Annotated in this window: 12 protein-coding genes; 6 read left to right on the forward strand and 6 right to left on the reverse strand. The window is 72.2% G+C overall.

Annotated elements, in window-relative coordinates:
- Positions 1 to 25 precede the first annotated feature (25 nt).
- Positions 26 to 1,006: a hypothetical protein gene (locus tag ABD331_RS21350; protein WP_344477366.1), complete on the reverse strand. Its 981-nt coding sequence runs from the start codon at positions 1,004 to 1,006 to the stop codon at positions 26 to 28.
- A 68-nt stretch (positions 1,007 to 1,074) separates the two neighbouring features.
- Entirely contained in the window at positions 1,075 to 1,596 is a 522-nt protein-coding gene (locus tag ABD331_RS21355) for an RICIN domain-containing protein (protein ID WP_344477368.1), read from the reverse strand.
- 192 nt (positions 1,597 to 1,788) lie between these two features.
- Between ABD331_RS21355 and ABD331_RS21360 the strand changes: the two genes are divergently transcribed.
- Together ABD331_RS21360 and ABD331_RS21365 are read left to right on the forward strand one after the other, a co-directional pair.
- Positions 1,789 to 3,162, forward strand: a complete 1,374-nt coding sequence (locus ABD331_RS21360; RefSeq protein WP_344477370.1) for an FG-GAP repeat domain-containing protein — start codon at positions 1,789 to 1,791, stop codon at positions 3,160 to 3,162.
- Positions 3,163 to 3,199: 37 nt separating this feature from the next.
- Complete coding sequence (locus ABD331_RS21365; protein WP_344477372.1) at positions 3,200 to 4,540, forward strand: FG-GAP repeat domain-containing protein; 1,341 nt, start codon at positions 3,200 to 3,202, stop codon at positions 4,538 to 4,540.
- On the opposite strand, the gene ABD331_RS21370 is transcribed toward ABD331_RS21365, so the two are convergent.
- The gene (locus tag ABD331_RS21370) at positions 4,537 to 7,587 is read right to left on the reverse strand and encodes an AfsR/SARP family transcriptional regulator (protein ID WP_344477374.1); all 3,051 of its coding nucleotides are present in this window, start codon (positions 7,585 to 7,587) and stop codon (positions 4,537 to 4,539) included. The two genes, ABD331_RS21365 and ABD331_RS21370, sit on opposite strands and share 4 nt — an antisense overlap.
- An 86-nt stretch (positions 7,588 to 7,673) precedes the next feature.
- On the opposite strand from ABD331_RS21370, the gene ABD331_RS21375 reads away from it, so the two are divergent.
- Together ABD331_RS21375 and ABD331_RS21380 are read left to right on the forward strand one after the other, a co-directional pair.
- The gene (locus ABD331_RS21375; RefSeq protein ID WP_344477377.1) at positions 7,674 to 8,369 is read left to right on the forward strand and encodes a M15 family metallopeptidase; all 696 of its coding nucleotides are present in this window, start codon (positions 7,674 to 7,676) and stop codon (positions 8,367 to 8,369) included.
- Positions 8,370 to 8,603: 234 nt separating this feature from the next.
- Positions 8,604 to 10,220, forward strand: a complete 1,617-nt coding sequence (locus ABD331_RS21380) for an IS1634 family transposase (protein ID WP_344477380.1) — start codon at positions 8,604 to 8,606, stop codon at positions 10,218 to 10,220.
- A 26-nt stretch (positions 10,221 to 10,246) separates the two neighbouring features.
- On the opposite strand, the gene ABD331_RS21385 is transcribed toward ABD331_RS21380, so the two are convergent.
- Positions 10,247 to 10,678 (reverse strand): MarR family winged helix-turn-helix transcriptional regulator, encoded by a 432-nt coding sequence (locus ABD331_RS21385; protein ID WP_344477383.1) that lies wholly within the window; start codon positions 10,676 to 10,678, stop codon positions 10,247 to 10,249.
- 105 nt (positions 10,679 to 10,783) lie between these two features.
- Here ABD331_RS21385 and ABD331_RS21390 point away from each other — a divergent pair, with 105 nt between their 5' ends.
- Both ABD331_RS21390 and ABD331_RS21395 read left to right on the forward strand, forming a co-directional pair.
- Positions 10,784 to 12,163, forward strand: a complete 1,380-nt coding sequence (locus ABD331_RS21390; RefSeq protein ID WP_344477385.1) for an MFS transporter — start codon at positions 10,784 to 10,786, stop codon at positions 12,161 to 12,163.
- On the forward strand, positions 12,160 to 12,561 hold the full coding sequence (locus ABD331_RS21395; RefSeq protein WP_344477387.1) for a PPOX class F420-dependent oxidoreductase: 402 nt from the start codon (positions 12,160 to 12,162) through the stop codon (positions 12,559 to 12,561). The genes ABD331_RS21390 and ABD331_RS21395 overlap by 4 nt, the downstream gene beginning before the upstream one ends.
- On the opposite strand, the gene ABD331_RS21400 is transcribed toward ABD331_RS21395, so the two are convergent.
- Both ABD331_RS21400 and ABD331_RS21405 read right to left on the reverse strand, forming a co-directional pair.
- Positions 12,522 to 13,955: a sensor histidine kinase gene (locus ABD331_RS21400; RefSeq protein WP_344477389.1), complete on the reverse strand. Its 1,434-nt coding sequence runs from the start codon at positions 13,953 to 13,955 to the stop codon at positions 12,522 to 12,524. The two genes, ABD331_RS21395 and ABD331_RS21400, sit on opposite strands and share 40 nt — an antisense overlap.
- Positions 13,956 to 14,103: 148 nt before the next feature.
- Complete coding sequence (locus ABD331_RS21405; protein WP_344477392.1) at positions 14,104 to 15,954, reverse strand: glycoside hydrolase family 15 protein; 1,851 nt, start codon at positions 15,952 to 15,954, stop codon at positions 14,104 to 14,106.
- Positions 15,955 to 16,113: the final 159 nt, after the last annotated feature.

Genomic DNA, 16,113 nt, shown 5'->3' on the forward strand with positions numbered 1-16,113 from the left:
GCGATAGAGCAGGGGGCTGGCCTATTTACCGGGAGATGACCTCACCGGGAATCAGCAGGTCGCGGCTGCGTTCGTCCCCCCAGACGGACGCGGGATCGACGTACGGGCGGATCAGCTCGGTCAGCTCGGGATCGCCGCGCCCGGTGAGCGCGTCCAGCGCGACCTTGCGGGCGACGCCCGCCATGACGTCGGCGACCTGCACCCGCTCGTCCAACTCTGAGTCCACCAGGTGCAGCCCGGCCATCCGGCCGCCGAGGAGCTCGCGCATCTGCGCGATCCGCTCGCCGGTCAGCGTGGTCTGCCTGTCGTGCACCACGGTGACGGGCCCGCCCGCGCCCCAGAAGGTGACGGCGCCGACGATCGCGGGGATGAGCGGGTCGAGGGCGGGGAAGACGTACGGGGCCTCCAGCAGCCGCTCGCGGAAGGCGGCCACCCGCGGCCTGGCCCGCCACAGCTCCCGCATGATCGCGCCCGCCGGCCCGTCCGCGCCGCGCAGCGCGTCCACCAGCCGGTACGTCTCCTCGACCGACGTGGTGACGCCCTGGCCGTTCTTGGCACGCAGCAGGTAGTTGAACGAGTCGAGCAGGGCCGTCCACCGTTCGCCGCCGAACCCGCGCGGCCCCTCGCGGTAGAGGACGGCGGCCGTGGCGAGCGCCCGCGGGTCGAGGCCGAGGCGCGGCTCGTGGTCCTCCTGCAGCAGGCCGGCGACCTTGCCGACGGCGTAGAAGATCTTGTCGGTGAGGAGCACGCGCACGTGGCCGAGCACGGGGCCCTGCGGGCCGAGCAGCCACAGCAGGGCGGCGCGGTGCTTGTCGCGCAGCACGTGGCCCGCGCAGTACTGGGAGGCGGGGGTGGGCGCCCGCTCCCGTAGCTCGCCGATGCAGGCGGTGGCGGCCCGCGCGTCCATCAGCACGCTGGCGTGCGTGAAGACGTCGCTGTTGCCGCCGACGAGTTTCTCGCCCTCCGCGCCGGACTCGTCGCACGCGATGTCGAGGGGGTGGGACACGCTTGCGAATCTAGCCGCAGCCGCTGCCTGCCCGCGAGGCGATTTTCAGCGCCTCATGGAGCCGGTTCTCACGAACGGATGAAGAACTGCTGCGCCGCGCTCCCGTTGCAGCGGAAGACGTACAACGGCACGGTCGGTGATCCGCCCGGCACGTCGATGCAGTGCGTACGCGTGCCGCTGACGGCGGAGCGGATCTGCTTGGGCGTGGTGTTGTTGAACGATCCCTGCCAGACCCACTTCTCGTTGCTGATGGCGTTGCACGGCCACTGGTCGACGCGGCCGAGGTTGACGGCGCCCTCCCTGGCCTCCAGGCACCACCCCGTGCGCTGGTTGAGGAAGCGGTAGGTCGCGCTGCTGCTACTCTCCTGCAGCGGCAGCCAGTTCTGGCCCGCGCTGCCGTCGCACGGCGCCTGGAAGATCTGGGCGTCGGAGCCGGCGGGCACGGACGGGTCGGGCTGCAGGCACATCCCGCTCGCGAAGCTCACGATCTTGAAGTAGTTCTGGGCCTGCGCCGCAGCGGTGGATGCCGTGAAGAGTCCTGCCGACGCGACGGCGACGGTCAGGACGGCTAAGCCACGTTTGATCGACATGTTCTGCCTCCCGTGTCAATGGCGAGGGGCGCGTCCGCGCCCCTCACTACACGTTGGCGTTCCATCCCGTTCCATCCGTGCCGGCGGTCCAAAGGCGCTGAGGACACGTTGCAGGGGATTTCCAGCACGGCTCGGCACTCTGGCGTTGCTCGGGACCGAACACCGGCCCCACCACTCCCCGGAGGCACCCCCATGTCGAGCACCCCAATCTCGGCCCGCCTGCTGGCCGGCCTCGCGTTCGCCGCCGCCACGCTCTCCTTCACCGTCGTGGACGTCGCGGCCACGCCCCAGGCCGCGCACGCCGCGAGCGCCCCCGACGGCAGGATCACCCGCTCGGAGGTGCTGGCCCGCGCCCAGAACTGGGTCGACAGAAACGTCCGCTACAACCTGACCCGCGCCCCCGGCACCCTGGTCACGGACGCGGAGGGGGACGACAAGTACGGGCCGGACTGCTCGGGCCTGGTCTCCATGGCCTGGCACATCACCGCGAACTCCGGCAAGGGCGGCAACAGCACCGTCGACTTCGCCGGCTACGGCGGGAAGATCGTCCTGGGCAGCCTGGACGACCTCAAACCGGGCGACGCGATCCTGCGCAGCGGCCACATGGAGCTGTTCGCCCGGTGGAAGAACGAGCAGGACCACACCCAGGGCGCATGGACGTACTCGCTCAACGGCGGCAGCGACTCCAACGGCGACGGCTGGGAGGACGATTGGGCCAAGGGCCCGAAGGTCAACTCGCACGGCGAGCGCGGCGACGAGTCGTGGGCGAGCATGCAGGACTACACGCCCATCCGCTACAAGAACATCGTCGACGACAACGCCTCGACCCACGGCGCGGACTTCAACGGTGACGGTATCGGTGACATCTTCTCCGAGACGACCGGCACGCTGAACATCTGGAACGGCAAGGGCAGCAACAACTTCGCCACCCGGCTGGAAGTGGGTGGCGGTTGGGGGGCGTTCTCCAAGCCGGTCGCGGGTGACTTCAACAATGACGGGGTCAGCGACCTGGCGGCGATCAAGGACGGCAGCACGCTGTTCATCTGGAACGGCGAGGGCGGCAACGAGTTCGGCCCGGCGGTCGAGGTGGGGCCGGGGTGGGCTCCGTTCGACGGGACGCTGACCTCGGTCGGTGACGTCAACCGCGACGGCCACGACGACCTCGCCGCGATCAAGGACGGCAGCACGCTGCACCTCTGGAACGGCCGGGGCGGCAACAACTTCGGTGCGGCGGTGGAGATCGGCGGCGGCTGGGGGGCGTTCTCCAAGCCGGTCGGCGGCGACTTCGACGACGACGGCATCGGCGACCTGGCGGCGATCAAGGACGGCAGCACGCTGTTCATCTGGAACGGCAAGGGCGGCAACAACTTCGGCGCCGCCACCGCGATCGGCGGCGGCTGGGCGCGCTTCGACGGCACGCTGACCTCCCTCGGTGACGTCAACCGCGACGGTCACGACGACCTGGCCGCGATGAGCGACGGCACCCTCTACCTGTGGAACGGCGAGGGCGGCAACGAGTTCGGCGACGCCACCGCCATCGGCCCCGGCTGGACCCCCTACTTCTAACCCCTGGCATCCCCTTCTCAAGATCAGGAGCAAGCACATGCAGTCCATGAAGAAGGCCGTACTGGCCGCCTGCGCGACCCTCACGTTAGCCGCCGCCCCGGCCCAGGCCGGCACCCCCGACGAGCCCGCCGCCGCCTCGCTGACGGCCTCCTACGCCACCGCCCCCTGCGACCCGGACGGCACGACCGGCGCGGACGCCGCGACCGCCACCCGGCTGAACGGCGTGCTGACCGCGAAGATGCGCGGCTACATGAACGCCTACCGCGTCTCGTGCGCCCGCATGGTCGTCGAGGCCGTCCGCGACCGCGGCCTGGCCGAGCGCGCCGCCGTCATCGCGATCGCCACCGTCATCGTGGAGGCGAGCATCCAGAACGTCGCCGAGACCGTCGACCACGACAGCCTCGGCCTCTTCCAGCAGCGCGCGTCCTGGGGCTCGGTCGAGCAGCGGCTCGACCCCACCTGGGCCACCAACGCCTTCCTCAACAAGATGATCAGGCTCTACCCGGGCGACGCGTGGAAGTCGGCCCAGGTCGGCGAGGTCTGCCAGGCCGTGCAGGTCTCCGCCTACCCCGACCGCTACCAGGTGCAGGCCGGCGACGCGCAGAAGATCGTCGACGCCCTCTGGAGCCCGCCCGGCAGAGCCGGCGCGGATTTCAACGGTGACGGCGTCGGTGACATCTTCTCGGAGACGACCGGCACGCTGAACATCTGGAATGGCAAGGGCAGCAACAACTTCGCCACCCGGCTGGAGGTCGGCGGGGGTTGGGGGGCGTTCAGCAAGCCGGTCGCGGGTGACTTCAACAATGACGGGGTCAGCGACCTGGCGGCGATCAAGGACGGCAGCACGCTGTTCATCTGGAACGGCAAGGGCGGCAACGAGTTCGGCCCGGCCGTGGAGGTGGGGCCGGGGTGGGCTCCGTTCGACGGGACGCTGACCTCGGTCGGTGACGTCAACCGCGACGGGCACGACGACCTGGCGGCGATCAAGGACGGCAGCACGCTGCATGTCTGGAACGGCCGGGGCGGCAACACCTTCGGTGCGGCGGTGGAGATCGGCGGCGGCTGGTCGGCGTTCTCCAAGCCGGTCGGCGGCGACTTCAACGACGACGGCATCGGCGACCTGGCGGCGATCAAGGACGGCAGCACGCTGTTCATCTGGAACGGCAAGGGCGGCAACAACTTCGGCGCCGCCACCGCGATCGGCGGCGGCTGGGCGCGCTTCGACGGCACGCTGACCTCCCTGGGCGACGTCAACCGCGACGGGCACGACGATCTCGCCGCGATGAGCGACGGCACCCTCTACCTGTGGAACGGCGAAGGCGGCAACGAGTTCGGCGACGCCACCGCCATCGGCCCCGGCTGGACCCCCTACTTCTAGGCCGGTGAGCGCAGGGCCGGACCCTTCCCCGGGTCCGGCCCTGCGCTCTGCCCGTACGTCACGGCCTTGAGCTCGCCGGCCTCCCGCGCGCCGAGTCGCGCGAAGACGGCGGCGGCCTCCGCGATCACCAGCTCCGCCGCCGCACTGTCGCCCCGCGCGGCCAGCACCGCCGCCAGATCCCGCTTGGCCCTGGCCACCGGAAGCGGCGTCCGCAGCTCCTCCGAGATGGCGATCGACCGCAGCAGATGGGCCTCGGCCAGCTCGAGCTGCCCGTTCGCCAGGTGCAGCTCGCCGATGGTGCGCTGCATCAGAGCCTCACCGAACCGGTCGAAATGATTCCTGCACACCTCCAGAGCATCGACGAGCAGCGGCAGGCTGGCGCCGTCCCCCTGCCGGACCCTCGCCTTCACCAGGGACTGCACCGCGAAGGCGGCCAGATGAGAGTCACCGATGGCGCGGAACAGCTCCAAGGCCCGTTCGCTCAGCTCGGCGGCCACCGCGTGGTCGCCCAGCGCGCGATGCACGAGGCTCGTGGTGCGCAGCGTGAGCGCCTCACCCCGCCGGCTGCCCGCCCGCCGGTACGCCTTCAGCGCCTGGTCGAGCAGCGGCCACGCGGCCTCGTACGCCCCCAGTTCGAGATGGATGGCGGCGGCCATCCGCGTGGTCGCGCCGATCGCGGTGTGGTCGCCCAGCCCGCGGAAGATCGCCGTGGACCTGGTCAGATACCCCAGCCCCTCCCGCAGCCGGCACTGTTCGCGGCACGCGCCGCCCATGCCCGCGAGCGCGACCGCCTCGCCCCTGACGTCGCCGGTCGCGGCGAACAGCGGCAGGGCCGCCGACAGGTACTCGTGCACCTCGTCGAAGCGGTCCAGCCTGTAGTGGATGTGGCCCAGCCCGGCGAGCAGGACCGCCTCCCCGGAGCGGTTCCCCGCCCGGCGGGCCGCCGCCAGCGCGGCCTGGTGGCTGGCGTGCCACTCGCTGCGCCGGTTGGCGTCGAAGACGTGCGAGAACGACAGCGCCGCGGCCAGGTCGCAGGCGGCGACGTCCAGGTTCATGGCCGCGGCGCGGGACACGGCCACCGTCAGGCAGGGCGCCTCGGCGTCCAGCCACGCGGCGGGGTCCGCCGCCGCCCGCTCGGCGACGAGCCCGTCCACGGGGCGGGCCGAGGCGTACTCGCCGCGCAGGACGACCTCACCGGACGGCGTGCGCGCGCCGATCGTGTCGATCAGCCACAGCCAGCTCCCGAGGGTACGCGTGACGGCCGCCGCCCGCTCGGCCGCGGTGTCGTCCGTCTCGGCGCGCTCCGCGGCGAAGACGCGCAGCAGGTCGTGCAGCCGGTAGCGGGGCTGGCCGGTGGCGTCGGTCGTGGTGAAGTCCACGAGCTGGGCGTCCACCAGGCGTTCGGCGACGTCGTCGGCGTCGGCGGCGGGCACGTCGAGCAGCGGGGCGATGATCCACGGCGCGAAGTCGGGCGCGCCCAGCAGGCCGAGCCGGCGGAACGCCGTCCTGGCCTGCTCGTCCAGCTGCCGGTAGCTCAGGCCGACGCTGGCGCGGACCTCCACGTCCCCGGCGGTCAGCTCGTCCAGCCTGCGGCGCTCGTCGGTGAGCCTGACGGCCATCGTGGCCAGCGCCCAGTGCCGCCGCGTGGCCAGCCGCGCGCCGACGGTCCGCACGGCGAGGGGCAGCAGCCCGCACAGCCGGACGATCTCGCGGGCCGCCTCCGGCTCGGCGGCGACCCGGTCGGCCCCGGCGACGGCCCCGAACAGGGCGAGCGCGGCGTCGCCGTCCAGCATGTCGAGGTCCACCAGTTGCGCGCCCGCCAGGCCCGCGAGCCGGGCACGTGAGGTGACCAGCACCGCGCAGCCCGCCCCGCCCGGCAGCAGCGGCCTGATCTGCTGCTCGCTCCCGGCGTCGTCCAGCACCACCAGCACCTGCCGCTGCGCGAGCAGGCTGCGGAAGAGGTCGGCCCGCTCCGCCGGCGACTCGGGCTGCGCCTCGTGCTCGACGCCGAGCGCCCGCAGGAAACGGCCGAGCACCTCCTGGCCGGTGGCCGGGGTGTCGCTCGTGCCGCGCAGGTCGGCGAAGAGCTGGCCGTCGGGGAAACGCTCGGCCACCCGGTGCGCCACGTGCACCGTCACGGCGCTCTTGCCCACCCCGCCCTTCCCCGAGACGATCACCACGGGCGGCGCCGTGCGGCTCGCGGACAGCAGCTTCGCCAGCTCGCCGACCACGTCGGCGCGGCCCGTGAAGTCGGGCACGTCCGGCGGGAGCTGCTTGGCCACGAACCGCCGCCTCAGGTACGGCGGCGCCGCGCCGGACAGCGACGGATCACCCCGCAGGACGGCCTCCTGCAACGCCCGTAACTCCGGGCCGGGATCCAGCCCCAGCTCCTCGGCCAGCGTCACCCGCCCGTCGTCGAACACCGCCAGCGCCTCGGCCGAACGGCCCAGCCGGTACAGCGTCGTCATGAGCTGGCCGCGGATCCGTTCCCGCGTCGGATGCGCGGCGACCAGCGCGGTCAGCTCCGCCACCAGGTCGCCGTGGCGGTCCAGCAGCAGCTCGGCCGCGATGCGCTCCTCCACGGCGGTCAGGCGCAGCTCCTCCAGCCTGGCCGCCTCCGCCTGCAGCGCCTCGCCGATCCCGCCCAGCGCCGGCCCGCGCCACAGCCCCGCCGCGGCGCGCAACGCCTGCCCGGCGTCCTCGTACCGGCCCGCCTCCGCGGCCAGCCGCCCGTCCGCGACCAAGCGCTCGAACACCTGGAGGTCGAACCGCTCGCCGTCCAGCTGCACCAGATAACCGGGCGGGCGGGTCACGATCACCTCCGGCCGCAGCCTGCGCCGCAACGCGGACACGTACGTCTGGATCAGCTCCCGCGCGGTGCCCGGCGCACGGTCGCCCCAGATCAGGTCCACCAGCCGATCCACCGACACCACCCGGCCGGGCGACAGGAGCAGCGACGCGAGCAGCGCCCGCGGCTTCGGGCCGCCCAGCGGCACCCGTTCCGCTCCGTCCCACACCTCGACGGGCCCGAGCAGGCGAAATTCCATCGATACCTCGCATCCGTGGAATTGCAGCGAACTTACAGCGGGCCCCCTCATGCTCGATCGAGAACACGAGCGAAGGACCGTAGGACATGACAGCTGAACCGATCGTGCTGATGTCGGACCGCCGGCTCCTGGCGATCCCGGTGATCGAGTGCGGCGAACCCCTGTTCGACCTGCACAAGGTGCCGGCCCTGGCGCTCGACGCCCGCCAGGCCGACCCCGCCGGCGCGTACGCCCGGCTACGCATCGGCCTCGTCGACCGGCTGCTGTCCGCGCAGGAGCTCCTGCCCGCCCGGCACCGGCTGCTCATCGTCGAGGGCTACCGGCCGCTGTCGCTGCAGCGGCACTACTTCACCCGGTACGCCGCCGAACTCCGCGACGCCAACCCCTCCTGGAGCGAGGAGCACCTCCACGTCCAGGCCAGCCGCTCGCTCGCGCCGCCCGAGGTCGCGCCGCACGTGTGCGGGGCCGCCGTCGACCTCACCCTGATCGACGCCACCGGCGCCGAACTCGACATGGGCACCCCCGTGAACGCCGGCCCCGAGGAGAGCGGCGGCGCCTGCTACACGCACCATCCGGCGATCTCCTCCCAGACGCGGGCCAACAGACGCCTGCTCGCCCAGGCCATGAGCGCGGCAGGGTTCATCAACTATCCGACCGAGTGGTGGCACTGGTCCTACGGCGACAGGTACTGGGCACTCGCGACGGGAGCCCCCGCGGCCCTCTACGGGCCGCTCGACTGGCACGGCTCAGCAGAGGACGGCACGCCGGGGCGCCCGTCGTGACACCCGCACCCGCAGCCGGGATGCGCGGTACGTCACGTTACGGCGTCGCGGTATGCGGCGGGTATGCCTGACCCCTGTCCCGGTCCGTCTCCCGCCGGCCCCACCGTACGGGCGCTTCCTGCGGTTGGCGCGTGGCGAACCACGCGCCGCGGCTAGCCCCGTTTTCCGCACGTCGGGTTGATTGAAGATCGTCGGGTTTGCTGTGGTGATCGTCGTCGCGGTATGACCTGGCAGATGAGGCAGCGTGCGCAGTGGGGCCAGGCCAGTGTCGAGAAGATGCTCGGAGCATTACCGGTGGTGGCCGCGTTCTGCTCGCGGCTGCGGATCCGGGAGCTGGTGGATGCGGCTTGTCCGGTGCGGGACGTGGCCGAGTCCACGCACGGGCAGGTGATCGAGGTGCTGGTGGCCAACCGGCTGACCTCTCCGGCTCCGCTGGTGCATGTGCAGGAGTGGGCGCGCGCCTGGGCTGTGGGTGAGGCGTTCGGGGTGGAGCCCAGCCTGCTCAACGATGATCGGATCGGCCGCGCCCTGGACGCCGTCGCCCCGCACCTGGACCAGTTGGCCGGCTCGGTCGGGCTGGCCGCGATCGAGGAGTTCGGCGTGGATGTGACACGCCTGCATGGGGATCTCACCTCGATCTCGCTGCAGGGCGACTACGAGCAGGCCGAGGCCGGCTTCGCCGCGCCGAAGTTCGGCCATCCCAAAGACCGCCGGCCGGATCTGAAGCAGATCCAGGCCGGGCTCGCCGTCAGCTCCGACGGGGCAATCCCGGTCTTTCACCGCGCCTATGACGGCGGGGCCGGCGAGGTCGGCCAGGTCATACCGGCGATGCAGGCGCTGCAGCGGCTGGCCGGCCCTCAGCCGATGCTGATGATCGGCGATTCGAAGCTGGTCTCGTATGCGAACCTGGCCGCGATGACCGCCGAGCAGGTGGCCTTCATCGCCCCGGCCTCCAAGACCTATGTGTCGGCCCAGGCGCTGGCCGGACAGCGGCTCGACCAGGCACACCCCGTGGACTACGTCGCCGCCCGCGACGCCGGCAAGGACGCCGGGCGGCGCGGCACCTGGCACGTGTGTGAAGACGACATGACGCTGGCCGGGCCGCGCAAGAAGGACCCGATCCTGACCCTGCGCCGCATCTTCGTGCACTCCTCGGCCCGCGCCCAGGCCGCGGCCACCGCCCGGGCCAAGAAACTCGAGCGCGCCCGCGACGATCTGGCCCGGCTGGAACGCGGCCTGGGCGGGCGCCACTACCCGACCGAGCAGGCGGTCACCGACCGCGTCACCGCCATCGGCCGCGCCCGGCGGGTGACCACCTATCTGGTCGCGGTGACCGGCACCGATCCAGCCACCGGCAAACCCACCCTGACCTGGAATTTCGACCAGAACGCGATCGATGTCGAGGCCGCCACCGACGGCTGGTACGCCCTGTTGACCAACCTCAGCCCCGACCAGGCCGACGCCGGACAGGTCCTGCGCCACTACAAAGGCCAAGAAGCCGTCGAACGCCGCCACCAGGCGTTCAAGGGCCCGCTGGCCGTCACCAACCTGTATCTGAAGAACAACCGCCGCATCAACGCGCTGATCACCGTGATCTGCCTGGCCCTGCTCATCTTCTGCCTGATCGAACGCCAGGTTCGCCACACCCTGGCCGCCCAGGACAAGACCAAGGTCAACGGCTTGTACGCCGGACGGCCCGCCGTCCCCACCGGCAAACTCATCCTCGACGCACTGGCCGGCATCCGGCTCATCCCGGGCACCGGCCAGTCACCCCCGACCATCCCGCAACCCACCAACCTCCAACTCCACCTCCTGGACCTCCTCAACATCGATCCACGAGACCTCCGCTGAAGATCACTCATGTGCGGAAAACGGGGCTAGCCGGTCCGCGCGAGCAGGCCGGTCAGGGTGTCGGCGACGCGCAGCAGGTCCTCGCCCGGCAGGTCACCGGCCATCGCCTCCAGCCTGCCGACGATCTCCTCGTGCACCCGCACGGCCAGCTCCCTGCCCTCGGGCGTCAGCTCGACCCGGCACGCCCGCCGGTCCGCGCCGTCGCGTACGCGGCGGACGAAGCCGCGCCGCTCCGCCCGGTCCACCAGCCCCGTGAGGCTCGGCTTCTCCAGGTGCAGCAGCCGGCTGAGGTCCGTCATGCCGATCGCGTCGCCGCTGGTCAGCACGCAGAGCAGTTGCGCCTGCTGCGGGGTGATGTCCCGCTCGCGGCTGACGTCGGAGAAGACGTGCTGCACCAGGTGGGACATCCGCACCAGGGCGGCGGCGAAGCCCAGCCCGGCGTCTGTCGCGCTCTTCATCGGCACCTCCTGCCGCCGAGTGTAGTTGCGGACGGTTCGCACTACAAACTATGTTGTTCGCACTACGAAATGTTCGTGATGCGAATCAAGTTTGGAGGTGCGACCATGCCGGCGTCCCCCCGCCAGATCGTGGCGGCGCTCGTCACCACGGTCTTCGGCTACTCCCTGATGCAGACGGTCGTGGTGCCCGCGCTCGGCCTGCTCACCCGCGAGCTGCACACCACCCCCACCTGGTCGGCCTGGATCCTCAGCGCGTTCCTGCTGTCCAGCGCGGTGCTCACCCCGCTGCTCGGACGCCTCGGCGACCTGTACGGCAAGCGCCGCGTCATGCTCGGCGTGCTCACCGCGTACGCCGCCGGCATGGCCGCGGCCGCGCTCGCCCAGGACATCGCCCAGCTCATCGCCGCCCGCGTCGTGCAGGGCGCGGCGCTGGCCGTGGTGCCGCTGTCGATGGCGATCCTGCGCGAGGCGCTGCCCAGGGAGCGGCTGGCGTCCGCGATGGGCCTGGTGTCCGGCATCGTCGGCGCGGGAGCCGGCGCCGGGCTGGTGGTCGGCGGGCTGCTCGCCGACCGGCTGTCGTGGCGCTACCTGTTCGTCCTCGGCGCGCTGCTGGCGCTGGTCAGCCTGGGCCTGGTCGCCCGGTGGATCCCGCGCGGCGAGCGCGCCGCAGGCGGCGGGCTGGACGTGCCCGGCTCGCTGCTGCTCGGCGCGAGCCTGGTCGCGGTGCTGCTCGCCCTCACCCAGGGCCCGGCGTGGGGGTGGGGCTCGGCGCCGGTGCTCGGGCTGTTCGCGCTCGGGGTGCTGCTCGCCGCCGCGCTGATCGCCCTGGAACGGCGCAGGAGCGACGCGCTCATCGACGTCGCCGAGCTGACCGACCGGCCGATGCTGGCCACGCACCTGGCCGCGCTGCTGTTCGGCGCAGGATCGTACTTCTTCTACGTGGCCATCCCGCTGTTCGCCCAGCAGCGGCCCGGCCCGGACGGCGCCGGCTTCGGCGCGTCCGTCACGGTCGCCGGCCTGCTGATGCTGCCCGGCATGCTGGCCATCATCCCGGCGGGCATGGCGGTCGGCCGGATCGCGCAGGCGTTCAGCTCCCGGTGGCCGCTGGTGATCGGGTTCGCGGCGATGGCGGCCGGGTCGGCGCTGATCGCCACGGCGCACGGCGCGTACTGGCATCACCTGCTCTTCTACGGGATCGTCGGCGCGGGGTCGGGGCTGGTCATGGGGGCGCTGCCCAAGCTGATCGCCGACATCGTGCCGCCCGCCAGGACCGGCACCGCGAACGGGCTCAACAACATCGCCCGCACCGTCGGCGGCGTCGTCGGCAGCCAGCTCGCCGCCGCCGTGATCGCCTCCGGCAGCGACGGGCGTGCCGTGCCCGACTCCTCCTTCACCGCGCTGTTCTGGCTGGCGGGCGGGGTGGCGGTGCTCGGGGCCGCCGTCTCCCCGTACGCCGTGCGCGCCCTGCGGACGGCGGCGGCATGAGCGTCTTCAGCGAACGCGAGCTGGCCTACCTGCGCGGCGACCGGCTGCTCGGGCGCCTGGCCACCGTCGGCGCCGACGGCATGCCGCACGTCGTGCCCGTCGGCTGGTCCCTCGACGAGACCGGCACGCTCATCGAGATCGGCGGACGCAACCTCGTCCGCTCCAGGAAGTTCCGCGACGCCGCGCGCCACGGCCTGGCCGCGCTGGTCATCGACGACGTGCTGCCGCCGTGGCGGCCCCGCGGCGTGGAGATCCGCGGGCACGCCGAGACGATCGACGGCGACCGGCCGCTGATCATGCTGCGCCCGGCCAGGATCGTCAGCTGGGGCCTGCACAGCGGCGCCACCATCGAGGACACCTACCGCGCTCGCCCCGCGGGACGCCCCGTCGAGCCCTGAGCGGGCAACGCCGGCAGGCGCAGCACGAACCGGGCTCCGCGCGGGCAGTCCTCCACGGTGAGGGACCCGCCGTGGGCCCGGCACGTCTCCCTGCTGATGGCCAGCCCGAGCCCGCTGCCGCCCGGATCGAGCCGCCGCCCCTCCGGCAGCCGGACGAAGGCGTCGAAGACCCGCTCGCGATCCTCCGGGACGATGCCGGCGCCGTCGTCCCGCACGGTCAGCACGGCCTGGCCGCCCACCTGCTCGACCGTGACGTGCACGTACGTGCGGGCGTGCCGCCGTCCGTTCGCCAGCAGGTTGTTCAGCACCCGGCCGAGCTGCACCCGCGACCCCAGCACCCGAGGGCGGGAGGCCGCCCGCAGCCGGATCGGGACGCCGTCAGGCGGGAGTGCGGCCAGCTCCTCCTCGGCCAGGGAGACCAGGTCCAGCTCGTGGTAGGCCTCCAGCGGGGCGTCCTTGACCCGGGTGTAGGCCAGCAGGTCGTCGATGATCGCCTCGAGGCGTTCCGTGCTGTGCAACGCGTTCCGCAGCGCCGAGCCCGCGTCCACGTCCTCGGGGTACATCAGCGCCTCCTCCAGTTGCGTGCGCAGCGCCGTGACGGGCGACCTCAGCTCGTGGGACGCCAGCGACGCGAACCGGTGCCGCGCCTTCACCGCCTTCTCCAGCCGGTCGAGGTAGGAGTTGGAGGCGTGGGCGAACTCGGCGATCTCGTCGTCGTGCAGCGGCGTCGGCACCCGCATCGACAGGTCCTTCGCCGTCGCCTCGCGCATCCGCGTGCTGATCGCCCGCACTGGACGCAGCGTCCGGTCCACCACCACGCGGGTGCCCCACGCCGCCACCGCCGAGGCGACCAGGACCGCCGCGCCGAAGCCCGCCTCCATGTACGGCTTGGCCAGCACGACGGGCTGCACCGCGCCGGCGTAGATGTAGTGCGGCCCGTCCTTCAGCGGCGCGTCGGGCAGTTGCGGGTCGAGCAGCAGGGCCGTGACGAGCAGGCACGCGTCCGTACGCCACGTCGGGCACACCGTCAGATCCTGCATGCCGTCACCCGGGACGGGCTTGACCGTGGTCAGCGCCGCCCTGCCGGACGCCGCGAAGTTGGACACCACCACCCGCCCCTGGGAGTCCACGAGCTGCAGATACCTGACGTGCCCGGTCGATTTCCCCGGCCTGGGCACCGGGATGTAGCCGGGCCGCATCCTGCTCACCCAGTCGACGATGGCCAGATGCTGGTCCTCGAAGACCTCCGCCGCGACGCTGTGGCGGATGCCGGAGACGGTCAGGGCGCCGACCGCCGTGAGCACCACCAGGAACAGCGCTCCGACGGCGAGGGAGAAGCGCGCGCGGATCGAGCGCGGGAACGGCCGGCGGCCTCTGCTCGCCCTCGACGACATGCGCCCCCTCTCCCGGTATGAGCGATGCCCGCGACACGCCGCCCTCCATCGTCCTGTGACGGGTCTTTACGGTCGCGGGCGCAAATCTGGAAGCGCCTCGGCCGAGCTGGAAGCGCCTCCCCGAGCGCGTCGTCTAGCTGGAAGCGCCTCAGCCGAGTGCGTGGTCGAGGTTGAAGGCCGCGCTGATCAGCGCGAGGTGCGTGAACGCCTGCGGGAAGTTGCCGAGCTGCTCGCCGGTGTGCGCGATCTGCTCGGCGTACAGGCCGAGATGGTTGGCGTAGGTGAGCATCTTCTCGAACGCCAGCCGGGCCTCGTCGATGCGGCCCGCGCGGGCCAGCGCCTCCACGTACCAGAACGAGCAGATGGAGAACGTGCCCTCCTGCTCTCCGAGGCCGTCCGGGCTGAGCTCCGGGTCGTAGCGGTAGACGAGGGAGTCGGAGACCAGGGTGTCGCCGAGCGCGTCCAGGGTGGACAGCCACCTGGGGTCGGTCGGCGAGACGAACTTGGCCAGCGGCATCATCAGCACCGCCGCGTCCAGCACCTCGTCGTCGAAATGCTGGACGAAGGCCCGCAGCCGCTCCGACCAGCCGTGCCGCATGATGTCGCGGTAGATGGCGTCGCGGCTCTCGCGCCAGCGCGGAATGTCGGCGGGCAGGCCGCGCTGCTGCGCCACCCGCATGGCGCGCTCGATCGCGACCCAGCACATCAAGCGGGAGTAGGTGAAGTTCCGCCGCCCGCCGCGGGTCTCCCAGACGCCCTCGTCGGGCTGGTCCCAGTTGTCGCAGACCCAGTCGGCCAGCGTGCACAGCTCGTCCCAGCGGCGGCTGGAGATGGGCGTGCCCCACTTGTTGTACAGGTAGATCGAGTCGATGAGCGCGCCGTAGATGTCGAGCTGGAGCTGATCGACGGCGGCGTTGCCGATCCTGACGGGCCGCGAGCCCCGGTAGCCCTCCAGGTGGGGCAGCTCCTCCTCGGGCAGGTCGTTGCGGCCGTCGATGCCGTACATGATCTGCAGCGGCCCGCCGGGGCCCGGCCGCTCCAGCCGGACGTGCTCGTCCAGGAAGCCCATGAACGCCTCGGCCTCCTCGGTGAAGCCCAGCCGCAGCAGCGCGTAGACGCAGAACGCGGCGTCGCGCACCCACACGTAGCGGTAGTCCCAGTTGCGCCGGCCGCCGATCCGCTCGGGCAGGCTGGTCGTGGGCGCGGCGACGATGCCGCCGGTCGGCGCGTACGTGAGCAGCTTGAGCGTGAGCGCCGAGCGGTGCACCACCTCCCGCCACCGGCCCCGGTAGCGGGAGGCCGACAGCCACTTGCGCCAGAACCCGACCGTGCCGGTGAACAGCTCCTCCGCCTCCTCCAGCGGGCAGCCGCGTGCCTCGACGCCGGGGGAGAGCTGGTCGAGGGCGAACACCGCGAACTCACCCTCGCGCAGCACGAACCGGCTGGTCGCGTCGCGGCCGTCGTGCTCGACGGGGACGCTGGAGGTGAGCACCAGGGTGAGCGGCGGCGACTCGAAGAACGTCAGCTCGCCGTCCTGGCTGATGGTGTGCGGGCGACGGGCGTAGTCGAAGCGGGGCGCCACCAGCGCGCGGAACGGCAGCGTGCCGCGCACGCAGGTGACCCGCCGGATCAGCCGGTGCCGGTCACGCTCCGACGCGCCGTCCGCGACGGGCATGAAGTCCTGGATCTCGCCCACGCCGTCGTCGGCGAAGAAGCGGGTGATCAGCACGTTCGTGTCGGGGAAGTAGAACTGCTTGGTGGTGTACGGGACGTCGGCCGCCAGCTCGAAACAGCCGCCCCGGTCGGCGTCCAGGAGCGAGCCGAACACCGAGGGGGCATCGAAGCGGGGGCAGCAGTACCAGTCGATGGTGCCGTTGGTGCCCACGAGCGCGACCGTGCGCAGGTCGCCGATCAGGCCGTGCTCGCCGATCGGCAGGTAACGCGGATCGCCGGGCCGGCCGTGGCCGTCGTTCTCCGGCGTGGTGCTGTCTGCCTGCATGTTCTCAGCGTAAGCAGTGACAGGCGGCACGTCGCGGGGCGCGCTCGACCTCCCGGGCGGATCAGCGGCTTCGGCGGGTCGGCCACTTCGACAGGGCGGCCATTCCGGTAGGGCGGCGACTCCGGCGGGTCGGCGGCGGCGGCCTTTGAGCGGGCGTGC

The sequence above is a fragment of the Nonomuraea monospora genome (assembly GCF_039531895.1).
Classification (GTDB): Bacteria; Actinomycetota; Actinomycetes; order Streptosporangiales; family Streptosporangiaceae; genus Nonomuraea; species Nonomuraea monospora.